The sequence below is a fragment of the Sutterella faecalis genome (assembly GCF_006337085.1).
Lineage (GTDB): Bacteria > Pseudomonadota > Gammaproteobacteria > Burkholderiales > Burkholderiaceae_F > Sutterella > Sutterella faecalis.
Window position 1 is genome coordinate 2,007,594 of sequence record NZ_CP040882.1, and the last position, 15,407, is coordinate 2,023,000.

Below are 15,407 nucleotides of genomic sequence, written 5' to 3' on the forward strand. Positions count from 1 at the left end.
AGCGAAATGAATTCTGCGCTTAATGACATTTTCAACCAGGTCCACAAGGACGAGCATTTCGATGCCATCCGCATCGGTCTTGCCAGCCCTGAAAAGATCCACTCCTGGTCCTACGGCGAAGTCAAAAAGCCGGAGACGATCAACTACCGCACTCAGAAGCCTGAGCGCGACGGTCTTTTCTGCGCGAAGATCTTCGGGCCGGTGAAGGACTACGAATGCCTTTGCGGCAAGTACAAGCGCCTCAAGAATCGCGGCGTCATCTGCGAAAAGTGCGGCGTTGAAGTGACGCTCGCCAAGGTGCGCCGTGAACGCATGGGTCACATTGACCTCGCGAGCCCGGTGGCGCACATCTGGTTCCTCAAGAGCCTGCCTTCGCGTATGGGCATGGTGCTCGATATTCCGCTTCGCGACATCGAGCGCGTGCTTTACTTCGAAGCCTACATCGTTGTTGATCCGGGCCTTTCGACGCTTGAGCGCGGCCAGCTTCTCAACGAAGAGGAATTCATCCAGAAGACGGCTGAGTTCGGCGACGACTTCAAGGCCATGATGGGCGCTGAAGCGATTGGCGAACTCCTGCGCACGATTGATATCGATGCAGAAGTTGCTCGTCTTCGCGATGAGCTCGCCAATACGGCTTCGGAAGCAAAGATCAAGAAGTTCGCCAAGCGACTCAAGGTCCTTGAAGGCTTCCAGCGTTCGGGCATCAAGCCCGAATGGATGATCATGACGGTCCTGCCGGTGCTCCCGCCGGATCTCCGTCCGCTCGTCGCGCTTGACGGCGGCCGCTTTGCGACTTCGGACCTCAATGATCTCTATCGCCGCGTCATCAACCGCAACAACCGCCTGAAGCGCCTCCTTGAAATCAAGGCTCCGGACATCATCGTGCGCAACGAAAAGCGCATGCTCCAGGAAGCTGTGGACTCGCTTCTCGACAACGGCCGCCGCGGCAAGGCGATGACCGGTGCGAACAAGCGTCCGCTCAAGTCGCTCGCCGACATGATCAAGGGCAAGTCCGGCCGCTTCCGTCAGAACCTTCTCGGTAAGCGCGTCGACTACTCCGGCCGTTCCGTGATTACGGTGGGCCCGGAACTGCGTCTGCACCAGTGCGGCGTGCCGAAGCTGATGGCGCTCGAGCTCTTCAAGCCCTTCATCTTCAATAAGCTCGTTCTGCGTGGTCTTGCACCGACGCCGAAGGCTGCGAAGAAGATGGTTGAGAACCAGGAAGCCGTGGTCTGGGACATCCTCGAAGAAGTGATTTTCGAGCACCCGGTCATGCTCAACCGCGCGCCTACGCTTCACCGACTCGGCATTCAGGCTTTTGAGCCGAAGCTGATCGAAGGCAAGGCAATGCAGCTCCATCCGCTCGTCTGCGCGGCCTTCAACGCCGACTTCGACGGCGACCAGATGGCTATTCACGTTCCGCTTTCCCTCGAAGCTCAGCTCGAGGCTCGCGGACTGATGATGAGCTCCAACAATGTCCTCTTCCCGGCTAACGGCGATCCTTCGATCGTGCCGTCGCAGGACATGGTGCTTGGTCTTTACTACGCAACCCGCGAAAAGATCAACGGCAAGGGCGAAGGCATGTTCTTCTCGGACGTCGCTGAAGTTCAGCGCGCCTGGGACAACGGCGTCGTCGAGCTGCAGACCCGCTGCACCGTGCGAATCAAGGAATACGAACTTAACCGCGAAACCGGTGAGAAGACGCCGAAGATCGTCCGTTACGAGACTTCTGTCGGCCGCGCGCTTCTCTCGGAAATCCTTCCGGAAGGCATGAGCTTCAAGGAGCTCAACATCACCCTCAAGAAGAAGGAAATCGCCAAGCTCATCAACCGCTGCTTCCGCCTCTGCGGTCTGCGCGCGACGGTGATCTTCGCCGATAAGCTCAAGGACAACGGCTATCGTCTCTCGACGCGTGCCGGCATTTCGATCTGCGTGGGCGACATGAAGGTCCCCGCTCAGAAGGAAGGCCTCGTTCGCGCCGCCGAGCAGGAAGTGAAGGAAATTGAAGCGCAGTACACCTCGGGTCTCGTGACCCAGGGCGAGCGCTACAACAAGGTGGTCGACATCTGGGGCCGTACTTCGGACCAGGTGGGTAAGGTGATGATGCAGGAGCTCTCGTCCGAGCCCACGATCGATCGTCACGGCCACAAGGTTTCTCAGGAATCCTTCAACAGCGTCTACATGATGGCCGACTCGGGCGCCCGCGGTTCCGCAGCGCAGATTCGCCAGCTGGCCGGCATGCGCGGCCTGATGGCCAAGCCTGACGGCTCCATTATTGAAACGCCGATTACGGCGAACTTCCGTGAAGGCCTTAACGTTCTGCAGTACTTCATCTCGACCCACGGTGCCCGTAAGGGCCTCGCGGATACGGCTCTGAAGACCGCGAACTCCGGCTACCTCACGCGTCGTCTTGTTGACGTTACGCAGGATCTCGTGGTGGTGGAAGATGACTGCCACACGACCCGCGGCGTTGAAATGCGCGCGCTTGTTGAGGGCGGTGAGGTTATTCAGGCTCTGCGCGACCGCGTCCTCGGACGCGTGACGGCGACCGACGTCATCAATCCTGACACGCACGAAGTGGTTCTTACTGCCGGAACGCTGCTCGATGAACGCGCCTGCGACAAGCTCGACGAGCTCGGCATTGACATGGTGAAGGTCCGCACGCCGCTCACCTGCGACACGCGCTACGGTCTCTGCGCCAAGTGCTACGGCCGTGATCTCGGACGCGGCACGCTCGTCAATGCTGGTGAATCGGTCGGCGTCATCGCTGCTCAGTCGATTGGCGAACCGGGCACGCAGCTTACGATGCGTACGTTCCACATCGGCGGTGCAGCTTCACGAGCTGCCGTGGCCTCGAGCGTGGAAGCAAAGTCTGCCGGTACGGTGACTTTCAGCCCCGCCATGCGCTTCGTCAAGTCCTCGAAGGGCGAGCTGGTGGTTATTTCCCGTTCGGGCGAAATCGTGGTTGTCGACCACGGCCGTGAACGCGAACGCCATAAGGTGCCGTACGGTTCAACGCTCCTCGTGAAGGCTGATCAGACGATCAAGGCGGGCCAGCAGCTGGCTACGTGGGATCCGATGACCCGCCCGATTATTACGGAGTACGCCGGTCGCGTGAAGTTCGAAAACGTGATCGAAAACGTCACCGTGATGAATCAGGTCGACGAAGTGACGGGGCTTTCGAGCCTCGTCGTCATCGACCCGAAGAAGACGGCCGGCAAGGGCGGCAAGGCAAGTGCTGCAGGCATTCTTCGCCCCTTGGTTCACCTCCTCAATGAGGATGGGTCCGAGGTGAAGATTCCGGGTACGGACCACGCCGTGACGATTCAGCTGCCGGTGGGCGCCTTCGTGGTTGTCCGCGACGGTCAGGACATCGGCATGGGCGAAGTGCTCGCACGTATTCCGACCGAGTCGCAGAAGACCCGCGATATTACGGGTGGTCTGCCTCGTGTTGCGGAACTCTTCGAAGCTCGCAGTCCGAAGGATGCCGGCATGCTTGCTGAAGTTACCGGTACGGTTACGTTCGGCAAGGAAACGAAGGGCAAGCAGCGTCTCATCATTACCGACCAGGAAGGTAATGCGCATGAAACGCTGATCAGCAAGGACAAGACGGTTCTCGTCCACGACGGTCAGGTCGTTCAGAAGGGTGAAGAAATCGTCGACGGTCCGGTTGATCCGCATGACATCCTCCGTCTCCTCGGCATTGAAGAGCTCGCTCGCTACATCGTCGACGAAGTGCAGGACGTTTATCGTCTGCAGGGCGTGAAGATCAATGACAAGCACATTGAAGTGATCGTTCGTCAGATGCTGCGCCGCGTCCAGATTGCTGATCCGGGCGATACGCACTTCATTCAGGGCGAACAGGTTGAGCGTTCCGAAATGCTCGACGAGAACGATCGCGTCACTGCGCTCGGCAAGCGTCCTGCTACCTATGAAAACGTGCTCCTCGGCATTACGAAGGCGTCTCTTTCGACGGACAGCTTCATTTCTGCAGCGTCCTTCCAGGAAACGACTCGCGTTCTTACCGAAGCTGCCATCATGGGCAAGCGCGACGATCTGCGTGGCCTGAAGGAAAACGTGATCGTCGGCCGCCTGATTCCTGCCGGTACGGGTCTTGCCTATCATCAGGCGCATAAGGCTCAGGAGCTTGCAGAGCGTCTCGAACGTGAAACGCAGGCATTCGACGAACCTCTCCCTGAAGGCGAAGCCGCTGCGGCCCAGCAGGAAGTGGAAGAGGAAATGTCTGAAGCAGCCGAAAAGCCCGCTGTCAATCCTTTCGCCGCCTTTGACCACAAGGAAGCGGTGGCGGAAGAAGAGAAGACTCCGAAGAAGCCCGCTGAGGCTGAAGAACAGCCTGCTTCGTAATTTCAGCGAAGAACTCGCGATCATGTCGGCAGCTCTACTGCTGCCGGCTTGATCGCGGAAAAAAGAACGGTTCGAACTCCATATCTTCTGAACAGAGAGGAGTTCGGACCGTTCTTTTTTGTTTTTCCGGAGCTTTGGCTTGACACTCTGGAGCAAACTGAACGACAATCACCTGCCTTCAGGGTCCTGAAATTCCCGTTATATATAGCAAATTCCCTCTGGGAGTAGGCTGTTCGGGGAGAATAGGGCGCTGAAGACGGTTAAACAACAGCGTCTCTTTATGTTTGATAGGGGCGCTCTTAACAATTTAGACGGACGATATGCCTACTATTAACCAGCTTGTTCGCAAGCCTCGTGAGCTCACGCACGATAAGAGCAAGAGCCCGGCTCTTAAGAACTGCCCGCAGAAGCGCGGCGTTTGCACTCGTGTGTATACCACGACCCCGAAGAAGCCGAACTCCGCTCTGCGTAAGGTCGCCAAGGTGCGCCTCACCAACGGCTTTGAAGTCATTTCCTACATCGGCGGCGAAGGCCACAACCTGCAGGAGCACTCTGTTGTGCTCATCCGCGGCGGCCGTGTGAAGGACCTTCCTGGCGTGCGCTATCACATCGTGCGCGGCTCTCTGGATACCCAGGGCGTCAAGGATCGCAAGCAGGCCCGCTCCAAGTACGGCGCGAAGCGCCCGAAGGCGGCCTAATAGGCTTCGCGGCATCTGCCGCAGGCGAACGGTCATGGGAAAACGTTTTCCCGGACCGAGTAAGTCGCGGACGCTCAGTCCGCAAAATCAATCCAAATGTACGGCTCGCCCCGGTTGGGGAACGAAGAACGTACAAGACTGAAGTATCGAAAGAGGAATTCAAATGCCCCGTCGTCGCGAAGTACCTAAGCGCGAAATTCTGCCGGATCCGAAGTTCGGCAGCGTTGAAGTTACCAAGTTCATCAATGTGATCATGCTCGATGGCAAGAAGGCGGTTGCGGAACGCATCGTCTACGGCGCCTTCGCGCAGATCGAAGAAAAGACCGGCAAGAGCGCTCTGGAAGTGTTCAACAACGCCATCAACAACGTCCGTCCGCTGGTTGAGGTTAAGTCCCGCCGCGTCGGTGGCGCGAACTACCAGGTCCCGGTTGAAGTCCGTCCGGTCCGCCGCCTCGCCCTCGCGATGCGCTGGCTGCGCGAGTCGGCCAAGAGCCGCTCCGAAAAGTCGATGCCGCAGCGCCTCGCCGGCGAACTGCTCGACGCCAGCGAAAATCGCGGCGGTGCCGTGAAGAAGCGCGATGAGGTCCATCGTATGGCTGAAGCCAACAAGGCCTTCTCGCATTTCCGCTTCTAATCGAATCGCTTATCCACCGCACGGTGCTCCGGCTAAAGGAGTTCGTGCGGCGAACTTTGAGAGGAACCTTAAATGGCTCGTCAGACTCCGATTTCGCGCTATCGCAATATCGGTATTTCTGCCCACATTGACGCGGGCAAGACCACCACGACTGAACGCATCCTGTTCTATACGGGCGTCAACCACAAGATCGGCGAAGTGCATGACGGCGCTGCGACGATGGACTGGATGGAGCAGGAACAGGAACGCGGCATCACCATTACGTCCGCTGCCACGACCTGCTTCTGGCGCGGCATGGAGATGCAGTGGGAACCGTATCGCCTGAACATCATCGACACCCCGGGCCACGTCGACTTCACGGTTGAAGTGGAACGTTCGATGCGCGTCCTTGACGGCGCCTGCATGGTGTACTGCGCCGTGGGCGGCGTTCAGCCGCAGTCCGAAACGGTGTGGCGTCAGGCGAACAAGTACCACGTCCCCCGCCTCGCGTTCGTCAACAAGATGGACCGTACCGGCGCCAACTTCTTCAAGGTCTATGACCAGATGAAGAAGCGCCTCCAGGCGAACCCCGTGCCCATCGTCATTCCGATCGGTGCGGAAGACACGTTTGCCGGCGTGGTTGACCTTCTCAAGATGAAGGCGATCATTTGGGACGAAGCTTCGAAGGGCATGAAGTTCACCTACGAAGAAATCCCCGCTGAACTCGTCGATTCCGCCAACGAATGGCGTGAGAAGATGATCGAAGCCGCCGCTGAAGCGAACGAAGAGCTCATGAATAAGTACCTCGAGGAAGGCACCCTTACCGAAGAGGAAATCATCAAGGGCATTCGTCAGCGCACCATCGCCTGCGAAATTCAGCCGATGCTTTGCGGCACCGCCTTCAAGAACAAGGGCGTGCAGCGCATGCTCGACGCTGTCGTGCAGTTCCTGCCGGCTCCGACCGACATTCCGCCGGTTCCGGGCTTCGACCTGAACGATAAGGAAGTCACCCGCGAAGCGAGCGACGATGCTCCGTTCTCCGCGCTTGCCTTCAAGATCATGACTGACCCGTATGTTGGTCAGCTCACGTTCCTTCGCGTTTATTCCGGCATCCTCAACTCCGGCGACACCGTTCTCAACTCCGTTAAGGACAATAAGGAACGCATCGGCCGTCTGCTCCAGATGCACGCCAATGAGCGTAAGGAAATCAAGATGGTCGAATCTGGCGACATCGCTGCTGCGGTCGGCCTGAAGTCCGTTACGACGGGCGACACGCTCTGCGCGCTTGACGCTCCGATCATCCTTGAACGCATGGAGTTCCCGGAACCCGTGATCTCGCAGGCCGTTGAGCCCAAGACCAAGGCCGACCAGGAAAAGATGGCGCTCGCCCTCAATCGTCTTGCTCAGGAAGACCCGTCCTTCCGCGTGCGTACCGACGAAGAGTCCGGCCAGACCATCATCTCCGGCATGGGCGAGCTTCACCTTGAAATTCTCGTCGACCGTATGCGCCGCGAGTTCAACGTTGAAGCGACCGTCGGCAAGCCTCAGGTTGCCTACCGCGAAACGATCCGCAAGACTGTTGAAAACGCCGAATGCAAGTTCGCCAAGCAGTCGGGCGGCCGTGGCCAGTACGGTCACGTTGTTCTGAAGCTTGAGCCGCTTGAACCCGGCAAGGGCTTCGAATTCGTCGACGCCATTAAGGGCGGTGTGGTTCCCCGTGAATACATCCCGGCCGTTGAAAAGGGCGTTGAAGATACCCTGAAGGCTGGCGTGCTGGCCGGCTTCCCGGTTGTTGACGTCAAGGTCACGCTCCACTTCGGTTCGTACCATGAAGTCGACTCGAACGAAAACGCGTTCAAGATCGCTGCCTCGATGGCTTTCAAGGACGGTATGCGTCAGGCAGACCCGGTCCTCCTCGAGCCGATCATGGCCGTTGAAGTCGAAACGCCGGAAGAAAAGATGGGCGATGTGATGGGCGACCTTTCGTCCCGTCGCGGCGTCATCCAGGGCATGGACGATCTGCCTGGCGGTGCCAAGAGCATCAAGGCCGAGGTTCCGCTTGCCGAAATGTTCGGCTACGCTACCCAGCTTCGTTCGCTCACGCAGGGTCGTGCGACCTACACGATGGAGTTCAAGCACTACGCTGAAGCTCCCCGTGCTGTGGCTGAAGCTGTCATCGCCGACAAGACGAAGTAAAATCAATCAGATAACCTAAATCCCAACCATTCAAGGATTGAATATGGCCAAGGAAAAATTTGAGCGTAAGAAGCCGCATGTGAACGTGGGCACGATTGGTCACGTTGACCATGGTAAGACCACGCTGACTGCTGCCATTACGACGATTCTCTCGAAGCACTTCGGCGGTGAAGCCAAGGCTTACGATCAGATCGACGCGGCGCCTGAAGAAAAGGCCCGCGGCATTACCATCAACACCGCGCACGTTGAGTACGAGACGGAACATCGTCACTATGCTCACGTTGACTGCCCGGGCCACGCTGACTATGTGAAGAACATGATCACGGGCGCTGCGCAGATGGACGGCGCGATCCTCGTGGTTTCGGCCGCTGACGGTCCGATGCCCCAGACCCGCGAGCACATTCTGCTTGCCCGTCAGGTCGGCGTGCCCTACATCATCGTCTACCTGAACAAGTGCGACATGGTTGACGACGAAGAGCTCCTCGAGCTCGTCGAGATGGAAGTTCGCGAACTGCTCTCGAAGTACGACTTCCCGGGCGACGACATTCCCATCATCAAGGGTTCCGCGAAGCTCGCCCTCGAAGGCGACCAGAGCCCGATCGGCGAACCGTCGATCCTCAAGCTCGCCGAAACGCTCGACACGTACATTCCGACGCCGCAGCGTGCTGTTGACCAGCCGTTCCTCATGCCGATCGAAGACGTGTTCTCGATCTCCGGCCGCGGCACGGTTGTGACGGGTCGTGTTGAACGCGGCGTGATCGCCGTGGGCGATGAAATCGAAATCGTCGGCATCAAGCCGACGACGAAGACGACCTGCACGGGCGTTGAAATGTTCCGCAAGCTGCTCGACCAGGGCCAGGCTGGCGACAACGTTGGCATTCTGCTTCGCGGCACGAAGCGTGAAGACGTTGAACGCGGTCAGGTTCTCGCGAAGCCGGGTTCGATCACGCCGCACACCCACTTCAAGGGTGAGGTGTACGTGCTGACGAAGGAAGAAGGCGGCCGTCATACGCCGTTCTTCAAGGGCTATCGTCCGCAGTTCTACTTCCGCACGACGGACGTGACGGGCACGATCGAGCTGCCGGAAGGCGTCGAAATGGTCATGCCTGGCGACAACATCACGATGACCGTGAAGCTGATCTGCCCGATCGCTATGGAACAGGGTCTGCGCTTCGCTATTCGTGAAGGCGGCCACACGGTCGGCGCCGGCGTCGTTGCCCAGATCATCGAATAATTGCTGAGAAGCATAGATTTTTTCGCTTCTTTCAAGAGGAGCGAAAAAGTCCCTGATTCGACTTGATCGACAGAGGGAGCGGGGTTATACTCCGCTCCCTCTGTTCTTTTAACTGTTCTTTTTTCTAGGAAAACGAAATGCAGTCTCAGCGCATTCGCATCCGCCTCAAGGCCTACGACTACAAGCTCATCGACCAGTCTGCTCTCGAGATCGTCGACACTGCCAAGCGCACCGGCGCTGTCGTTCGCGGCCCCGTTCCTCTTCCCACGCGCATTCAGCGCTTTGACATCCTGCGTTCGCCGCACGTCAACAAGACGAGCCGTGACCAGCTCGAAATCCGCACGCACCAGCGCCTGATGGATATCGTTGATCCGACCGACAAGACGGTTGATGCTCTGATGAAGCTCGACCTCCCCGCCGGCGTGGATGTCAAGATCAAGGTTCAGTAACCTTTTCAGATTCAAGCGAAAAACTCCGGCGATTTCGATTGCACGAAGTTCCGGAGGCCGCTAGAATCGCGCCTTTCTTGTCCCCAAACAGATTTTGTTTTGACTATTGAAAGCAAAGTCAGGGACATTTTTATGAAACCGGTCCCGGCCAATCGCAGCCGGGGTGGAGAAAACAATGAGTGAAAAGCTCGGCCTCGTCGGTCGCAAGATCGGCATGACGCGTATCTTCACGGACGACGGAACGACCGTTCCCGTGACCGTGCTCGACGTGTCGAACAACCGCGTCACCATGGTCAAGACGCAGGATACCGACGGTTACAACGCCGTTCAGGTCGCGTACGGCACGAAGAAGCCCTCGCGCGTCAACAAGCCGCTCGCCGGCCAGTTTGCCAAAGCTGGCGTCGAAGCTGCCTGCACCCTTAAAGAGTTCCGCATCGATGCGGAGAAGGTCGCCGAATTCAAGCCCGGCCAGACCCTCTCTGTCGAAATCTTCACGGAAGGCCAGAAGGTCGACGTGACGGGTACGACCATCGGTAAGGGTTTTGCCGGCGCCATCAAGCGCCACCACTTCTCGTCCAACCGTGCTTCCCACGGTAACTCCGTGACGACGAATGCCCCCGGCTCCATCGGTAATCGCCAGGATCCGGGCCGCGTGTTCCCCGGCAAGCGCATGGCCGGTCACCTCGGTGACGTCCGCCGCACGACCCAGAATCTTGTGGTCGCCCGCGTTGACAAGGAACGCCAGCTTCTGCTCGTTCGCGGTGCCGTTCCGGGCGCCAAGGGCGGTGAAGTCATCGTTCGTCCTGCTGTTAAGGCGTAAGGAGCGAAACAATGGAACTCAATATCCTTAACGAACAGGGCAAGGTCGAAGCTGCTGACGCCGTGTTCGCCCGCGAATACAACGAAGCCCTCGTGCATCAGATCGTTGTTGCCTTCCAGGCCAACGCTCGTCTCGGCACCCGCGCCCAGCTCAACCGTCGTGATGTTCATCACTCGACGAAGAAGCCCTGGCGCCAGAAGGGCACCGGTCGTGCCCGCTCGGGTATGACGAGCTCGCCGCTGTGGCGTGGTGGTGGACGTACGTTCCCCAACACCCCGGACGAAAACTTCAGCCAGAAGGTCAACAAGAAGATGTTCCGCGCTGCCATGGCTTCGATCTATTCGAAGCTCGTGACGGACGCTCGCTTCGCTGTCGTTGAAGCTCTCAAGGCTGAAACGCCGAAGACCAAGGACTTCGCTGGTCAGCTCAAGACGCTCGGCCTCAACGAGCGCACTCTCATCATCATTGGTGAGGAAGAACTTGACGACAACATCATTCTTGCCTCGCGCAATCTGAAGGATGTGCTCGTCGTTACGCCCCGCTATGCGGATCCGCTGTGCCTTCTCTACTTTGACAAGGTCGTGGCCACCAAGGCGGCTGTTGCTCAGATCGAGGAGATGTTGGCATGAATCAGGAACGTCTGATGAAGGTGCTCGTCGGTCCCATCGTCTCCGAGAAGAGCACGATGATCGGCGAAAAGCACAATCAGTGGTCTTTCGTCGTCGTCCCGGATGCGACGAAGTCCGAGGTTAAGTCCGCTGTTGAACTGCTCTTTAAGGTGCAGGTCAAGGCGGTGCAGATTCTGAACCTGAAGGGCAAGCAGAAGCGCTTTGGCCGCTTCATGGGCAAGCGCAATGACGTTCGCAAGGCGTACGTCACGCTCGCTGAGGGTCAGGAAATCAAGTTCGAGCAAGAGGTGATGTAATGGCTCTCGTCAAACTCAAGCCGACGTCCCCCGGCCGCCGTCATGCGGTCAAGGTTGTCAACAAGGAGCTCCACAAGGGTAAGCCCTGGGCCGCTCTTGTTGAGAAGAAGAATCGTACGAATGGCCGCAACAACAACGGTCATATCACCTGCCGTCATAAGGGTGGCGGTGCCAAGCGTGCGTATCGCATCATCGACTTCAAGCGCGATAAGGATGGAATTCCCGCCCGCGTTGAACGCATCGAATACGATCCGAACCGCTCGGCCAACATCGCTCTCGTGCTCTACGCCGATGGCGAACGCCGCTACATCATTGCTCCGAAGGGCCTGACGGTTGGTCAGCAGATCTTCAATGGTCCCGAATCCCCGATCAAGGCCGGCAATACGCTTCCGCTGCGTAACATCCCGGTCGGTTCGACGATTCACTGCATCGAGCTGCTCCCGGGCAAGGGTGCTCAGCTTGTGCGCGCCGCCGGTGCTTTCGGCCAGCTGATCGCCCGTGAAGGCGAGTACGCTCAGGTCCGTCTGCGTTCTGGCGAAGTCCGTCGCGTTCTCATCGAGTGCCGTGCCACCATTGGTACGGTCGGCAACGAAGAGAACAGCCTGCGCGAGCTCGGCAAGGCCGGTGCTAAGCGTTGGCGCGGTATCCGTCCGACCGTTCGTGGCGTTGCCATGAACCCGGTGGACCATCCGCACGGCGGCGGCGAAGGCAAGACCGGCACTGGCCGCGCTCCTGTCACGCCGTGGGGTCAGCTCACGAAGGGCTATCGTACCCGCAACAGCAAGCGCACGGATTCCATGATCATCCAGCGCCGTAACCGCAAGTAAGGGAGCCCTAGAATGTCTCGCTCTTTGAAAAAAGGCCCGTTCGTTGACGGGCACCTCATGAAGAAGGTTGAAGCCGCCCAGGCGAGCCGCGACAAGCGTCCGCTCAAGACCTGGTCGCGTCGCTCGACGATTGTTCCGGAATTCATTGGTCTGACCATCGCCGTCCACAACGGCCGTCAGCATGTTCCGGTGTACATCAATGAAAACATGGTCGGCCACAAGCTCGGCGAATTTGCGCTCACCCGCACGTTCAAGGGCCACAGCTCCGGCGACAAGAAGGTGGGTAAGTAAATGGAAACGACAGCTAAAGTTCGTGGCGTTCGCCTTTCCGCCCAGAAAGGTCGCCTCGTTGCTGACCTCATTCGCGGCCAGCAGGTGGGCAAGGCTCTCGCGATTCTGGAGTTCACCCAGAAGCGTGCAGCCGGCATCATCCGCAAGGCGCTCGAGAGTGCGATTGCCAACGCCGAGCACAATGATGGTGCTGACATCGATACGCTCTATGTGAAGACGATCCATGTGGAAAAGGCTGCTACGCTGCGCCGCTTCGGCGCCCGCGCCAAGGGCCGCGGTACGCGCATCAACAAGCAGACGAGCCACATCTACATCACCGTCGGCGACGGCGAAAGCTAAGAAACAGGTGAATTACCATGGGTCAGAAAATTAATCCCACCGGCTTCCGCCTCCCGGTTACGCGCAACTGGACGTCGCGTTGGTACGCGAGCGGCCGCGATTACCCGAGCACTCTCCAGGAAGATCTGAAGGTTCGCGCCTTCCTCCTGAAGAAGCTCCGCAATGCGTCCGTCGCCCGCGTTCTCATCGAACGTCCGGCCAACAATGCGCGCATCACGATCTTCACGGCTCGTCCGGGCATCGTGATTGGCAAGCAGGGCGCTGATATTGAAGCTCTTAAGGCTGAAGTTCAGAAGATGATGGGCGTGCCTGTTCACGTCAACATCGAAGAAGTTCGCCGTCCGGAACTTGACGCTCAGCTCATCGCTGACGGCATCACGCAGCAGCTCGAAAAGCGCGTGATGTTCCGCCGCGCGATGAAGCGCGCCATGCAGAATGCCATGCGCCTCGGCGCTCTCGGCATCAAGGTGCAGTCTTCCGGCCGTCTCAACGGTGCAGACATTGCCCGTGACGAGTGGTACCGTGAAGGCCGCGTGCCTCTGCAGACGCTTCGCGCCAACATCGACTACGCCACGAGTGAAGCTCACACGACGTACGGTGTTGTCGGCGTCAAGGTTTGGGTCTACAAGGGAGACAACTTCGGCGCGGAAGAACCCGCTGAAGCTCAGGCTCCGCGCGAAGACCGCCGCGGCCGCCGCTCGGATCGCAACGGCAAGCCCGGTGCGCGCCGCAACAACGGCCGTCGCAACGATATGAAGCAGGACCGCGCTCCCCGCAAGCCGGCTGCTAAGGACGGAGAATAACGATGCTGCAGCCTAATCGTCGCAAGTACCGCAAGGATCAGAAGGGTCGTAACTACGGCCTCGCCACCCGCGGTGCGAACGTTTCCTTCGGTGAGTTTGGTCTGAAGACGCTTGAGCGTGGTCGTATCACGGCCCGCCAGATCGAAGCCGCGCGCCGTGCCATTACGCGCCACATCAAGCGCGGCGGCCGCGTCTGGATCCGCATCTTCCCGGACAAGCCCATTTCCTCGAAGCCTGCCGAAGTCCGTATGGGTAACGGTAAGGGCAATCCTGAATACTGGGTTGCGCTGGTCCAGCCGGGCCGCGTGCTCTACGAAATGGACGGCGTGGAAGAGTCGCTCGCCCGCGAAGCCTTCGCGCTCGCAGCTGCCAAGCTGCCCGTGAAGACCACGTTCGTTGTCCGCCAGGTCGGCATGTAATTACAAGGAGACACGGACATGAACGCTAAGGAACTGCGTGCCAAGAGTGAGACCGAGCTCAAGCAGGAACTGCAGGAACTTCTGAAGACGCACTTCAAGCTGCGTATGCAGAAGGCCACCCAGCAGCTGCAGAACACGGCTTCGCTGCGTCAGACGCGTCGCGACATCGCGCGCGTTCGCACTATCCTCACCCAGAAGGCGACCACGAAATGACCGAACAGACGAAGGAATCGCTCACCCGCACTCTCATCGGTGTGGTCACGAGCAACAAGATGGACAAGACGGTCACCGTTCTTGTCGAGCGCAAGGTCAAGCACCCGCTCTACGGCAAGTATGTCGTTAAGAGCAAGAAGTACCACGCGCACGATGAGCTCGCCTGCGGCGAGGGCGATCGTGTCGAGATTGAGGAAGTCCGCCCCGTCTCCAAGACTGTGTCTTGGAACGTGACGAAGATCCTCACGAAGGCCGAAGTCCTCTAAGAAAGTCGAGCGGGGTGAAAAAAATCACCCCACATCGCTTGCAAAGTAACTGAACGTTCAGTTATATTTGCACCCCGTCGCCCGGATGCCACTTCTGGTGGGATTCCGGGCGATGCATTTCTTAGTCCGTCGTCCGCACATGCCATTTGCTGCATGACTCGCGCGGATGATCGGACCTCATCCCCGCCATACGGGGCCAATACTGTCCGCGTATGCGGAATAAGTTGGGAATTTTTCAGTAATGATTCAGATGCAAAGCCGACTGGACGTCGCCGATAACACCGGTGCGCGTTCGGTCATGTGTATCAAGGTGTTGGGCGGTTCCAAGCGCCGCTACGCCAACATCGGTGACGTCATCAAGGTGACGGTCAAGGAAGCTGCTCCGCGCGGCCGCGTGAAGAAGGGCGAGGTCTACAACGCTGTTGTGGTCCGTACCGCTCACGGCGTTCGTCGTCCGGACGGTTCCAAGATCGCCTTTGACGGCAATGCCGCCGTTCTCCTCAACAGCAAGCTCGAGCCGATCGGCACCCGTATCTTCGGGCCGGTGACCCGTGAACTGCGTACCGAGCAGTTCATGAAGATCGTGTCGCTCGCTCCTGAAGTCATCTAATTGAGGAGAGAAAATGCAGCGCATTCGTAAAGGCGACCAGGTTGTGGTCATCGCCGGCCGCGACCGCGGCACCAAGGGCACGGTTCTCGCCCGCGTTGACGACCGCCACGTTCTCGTGGAAGGCGTCAATGTCGTGAAGAAGGCCGTCCGCCCGAATCCGACCCTCGGCATCGAGGGCGGCATCGTCGACAAGACCCTCCCGATCGATCAGTCCAACGTTATGCTGGTCAATCCGGAAACGGGCAAGGGCGAACGCATCGGCTTCAAGGAAGTTGATGGCAAGAAGGTTCGCGTGTTCAAGTCCAATGGCGCCGTCGTCGGTGCCAAGGCCGAATGAGG

General features: G+C 58.7%; 18 protein-coding genes. All 18 read left to right on the top strand.

Annotated elements, in window-relative coordinates; all coding sequences use genetic code 11:
• The first annotated feature begins 6 nt into the window (after positions 1 to 6).
• The 18 genes from rpoC to rplX all read left to right on the top strand — a co-directional run bounded on the left by rpoC (position 7) and on the right by rplX (position 15,405).
• On the top strand, positions 7 to 4,365 hold the full coding sequence (gene rpoC, locus FG381_RS08375) for a DNA-directed RNA polymerase subunit beta' (protein WP_139688396.1): 4,359 nt from the start codon (positions 7 to 9) through the stop codon (positions 4,363 to 4,365).
• A gap of 320 nt (positions 4,366 to 4,685) precedes the next feature.
• Entirely contained in the window at positions 4,686 to 5,063 is a 378-nt protein-coding gene (gene rpsL, locus FG381_RS08380; protein WP_005434247.1) for a 30S ribosomal protein S12, read from the top strand.
• A gap of 163 nt (positions 5,064 to 5,226) precedes the next feature.
• A complete protein-coding gene (gene rpsG / locus FG381_RS08385) occupies positions 5,227 to 5,697 on the top strand; it encodes a 30S ribosomal protein S7 (RefSeq protein WP_139688397.1) in 471 nt (156 codons plus the stop codon).
• Between the two features lie 72 nt (positions 5,698 to 5,769).
• Positions 5,770 to 7,872 carry an elongation factor G gene (gene fusA / locus FG381_RS08390; RefSeq protein WP_139688398.1) on the top strand — a complete coding sequence of 701 codons (2,103 nt, stop codon included), beginning with the start codon at positions 5,770 to 5,772 and terminating at the stop codon, positions 7,870 to 7,872.
• A 43-nt stretch (positions 7,873 to 7,915) separates the two neighbouring features.
• A complete protein-coding gene (gene tuf, locus FG381_RS08395; protein WP_139688388.1) occupies positions 7,916 to 9,106 on the top strand; it encodes an elongation factor Tu in 1,191 nt (396 codons plus the stop codon).
• 137 nt (positions 9,107 to 9,243) lie between these two features.
• Positions 9,244 to 9,555 (top strand): 30S ribosomal protein S10, encoded by a 312-nt coding sequence (gene rpsJ / locus FG381_RS08400; RefSeq protein ID WP_005431601.1) that lies wholly within the window; start codon positions 9,244 to 9,246, stop codon positions 9,553 to 9,555.
• Between the two features lie 175 nt (positions 9,556 to 9,730).
• Positions 9,731 to 10,375, top strand: a complete 645-nt coding sequence (gene rplC, locus FG381_RS08405) for a 50S ribosomal protein L3 (protein ID WP_139688399.1) — start codon at positions 9,731 to 9,733, stop codon at positions 10,373 to 10,375.
• Positions 10,376 to 10,386: 11 nt separating this feature from the next.
• Positions 10,387 to 11,004, top strand: a complete 618-nt coding sequence (rplD, locus tag FG381_RS08410) for a 50S ribosomal protein L4 (protein WP_139688400.1) — start codon at positions 10,387 to 10,389, stop codon at positions 11,002 to 11,004.
• A complete protein-coding gene (rplW, locus tag FG381_RS08415; RefSeq protein ID WP_139688401.1) occupies positions 11,001 to 11,300 on the top strand; it encodes a 50S ribosomal protein L23 in 300 nt (99 codons plus the stop codon). The genes rplD and rplW overlap by 4 nt, the downstream gene beginning before the upstream one ends.
• Positions 11,300 to 12,127 carry a 50S ribosomal protein L2 gene (gene rplB / locus FG381_RS08420; protein ID WP_139688402.1) on the top strand — a complete coding sequence of 276 codons (828 nt, stop codon included), beginning with the start codon at positions 11,300 to 11,302 and terminating at the stop codon, positions 12,125 to 12,127. The genes rplW and rplB overlap by 1 nt, the downstream gene beginning before the upstream one ends.
• 12 nt (positions 12,128 to 12,139) lie before the next feature.
• A complete protein-coding gene (gene rpsS / locus FG381_RS08425; RefSeq protein ID WP_139688403.1) occupies positions 12,140 to 12,418 on the top strand; it encodes a 30S ribosomal protein S19 in 279 nt (92 codons plus the stop codon).
• A complete protein-coding gene (gene rplV, locus FG381_RS08430; RefSeq protein WP_139688404.1) occupies positions 12,419 to 12,757 on the top strand; it encodes a 50S ribosomal protein L22 in 339 nt (112 codons plus the stop codon).
• A gap of 17 nt (positions 12,758 to 12,774) precedes the next feature.
• Positions 12,775 to 13,560, top strand: a complete 786-nt coding sequence (rpsC, locus tag FG381_RS08435; RefSeq protein WP_139688405.1) for a 30S ribosomal protein S3 — start codon at positions 12,775 to 12,777, stop codon at positions 13,558 to 13,560.
• Positions 13,561 to 13,562: 2 nt separating this feature from the next.
• Positions 13,563 to 13,979, top strand: a complete 417-nt coding sequence (rplP, locus tag FG381_RS08440) for a 50S ribosomal protein L16 (RefSeq protein ID WP_005431612.1) — start codon at positions 13,563 to 13,565, stop codon at positions 13,977 to 13,979.
• 18 nt (positions 13,980 to 13,997) lie between these two features.
• Complete coding sequence (gene rpmC, locus FG381_RS08445) at positions 13,998 to 14,192, top strand: 50S ribosomal protein L29 (protein WP_139688406.1); 195 nt, start codon at positions 13,998 to 14,000, stop codon at positions 14,190 to 14,192.
• Entirely contained in the window at positions 14,189 to 14,458 is a 270-nt protein-coding gene (gene rpsQ / locus FG381_RS08450) for a 30S ribosomal protein S17 (RefSeq protein ID WP_139688407.1), read from the top strand. Before rpmC ends, rpsQ begins: the two co-directional genes overlap by 4 nt.
• A gap of 241 nt (positions 14,459 to 14,699) precedes the next feature.
• Positions 14,700 to 15,068 carry a 50S ribosomal protein L14 gene (gene rplN, locus FG381_RS08455; protein WP_139688408.1) on the top strand — a complete coding sequence of 123 codons (369 nt, stop codon included), beginning with the start codon at positions 14,700 to 14,702 and terminating at the stop codon, positions 15,066 to 15,068.
• A 13-nt stretch (positions 15,069 to 15,081) separates the two neighbouring features.
• Positions 15,082 to 15,405 carry a 50S ribosomal protein L24 gene (gene rplX, locus FG381_RS08460; protein ID WP_139688409.1) on the top strand — a complete coding sequence of 108 codons (324 nt, stop codon included), beginning with the start codon at positions 15,082 to 15,084 and terminating at the stop codon, positions 15,403 to 15,405.
• Positions 15,406 to 15,407: the final 2 nt, after the last annotated feature.

Coding starts and splice junctions, on each gene's coding strand:
- rplN (WP_139688408.1), top strand. CDS start 14,700: ATGATTCAGATGCAAAGCCGACTGGACGTCGCCGATAACACCGGTGCG.
- rpsJ (WP_005431601.1), top strand. CDS start 9,244: ATGCAGTCTCAGCGCATTCGCATCCGCCTCAAGGCCTACGACTACAAG.
- rpsS (WP_139688403.1), top strand. CDS start 12,140: ATGTCTCGCTCTTTGAAAAAAGGCCCGTTCGTTGACGGGCACCTCATG.
- rplW (WP_139688401.1), top strand. CDS start 11,001: ATGAATCAGGAACGTCTGATGAAGGTGCTCGTCGGTCCCATCGTCTCC.
- rpoC (WP_139688396.1), top strand. CDS start 7: ATGAATTCTGCGCTTAATGACATTTTCAACCAGGTCCACAAGGACGAG.
- rplV (WP_139688404.1), top strand. CDS start 12,419: ATGGAAACGACAGCTAAAGTTCGTGGCGTTCGCCTTTCCGCCCAGAAA.
- rplC (WP_139688399.1), top strand. CDS start 9,731: ATGAGTGAAAAGCTCGGCCTCGTCGGTCGCAAGATCGGCATGACGCGT.
- rpsL (WP_005434247.1), top strand. CDS start 4,686: ATGCCTACTATTAACCAGCTTGTTCGCAAGCCTCGTGAGCTCACGCAC.
- rplB (WP_139688402.1), top strand. CDS start 11,300: ATGGCTCTCGTCAAACTCAAGCCGACGTCCCCCGGCCGCCGTCATGCG.
- rpsG (WP_139688397.1), top strand. CDS start 5,227: ATGCCCCGTCGTCGCGAAGTACCTAAGCGCGAAATTCTGCCGGATCCG.
- fusA (WP_139688398.1), top strand. CDS start 5,770: ATGGCTCGTCAGACTCCGATTTCGCGCTATCGCAATATCGGTATTTCT.
- rpsQ (WP_139688407.1), top strand. CDS start 14,189: ATGACCGAACAGACGAAGGAATCGCTCACCCGCACTCTCATCGGTGTG.
- rpsC (WP_139688405.1), top strand. CDS start 12,775: ATGGGTCAGAAAATTAATCCCACCGGCTTCCGCCTCCCGGTTACGCGC.
- rplX (WP_139688409.1), top strand. CDS start 15,082: ATGCAGCGCATTCGTAAAGGCGACCAGGTTGTGGTCATCGCCGGCCGC.
- rplP (WP_005431612.1), top strand. CDS start 13,563: ATGCTGCAGCCTAATCGTCGCAAGTACCGCAAGGATCAGAAGGGTCGT.
- tuf (WP_139688388.1), top strand. CDS start 7,916: ATGGCCAAGGAAAAATTTGAGCGTAAGAAGCCGCATGTGAACGTGGGC.
- rpmC (WP_139688406.1), top strand. CDS start 13,998: ATGAACGCTAAGGAACTGCGTGCCAAGAGTGAGACCGAGCTCAAGCAG.
- rplD (WP_139688400.1), top strand. CDS start 10,387: ATGGAACTCAATATCCTTAACGAACAGGGCAAGGTCGAAGCTGCTGAC.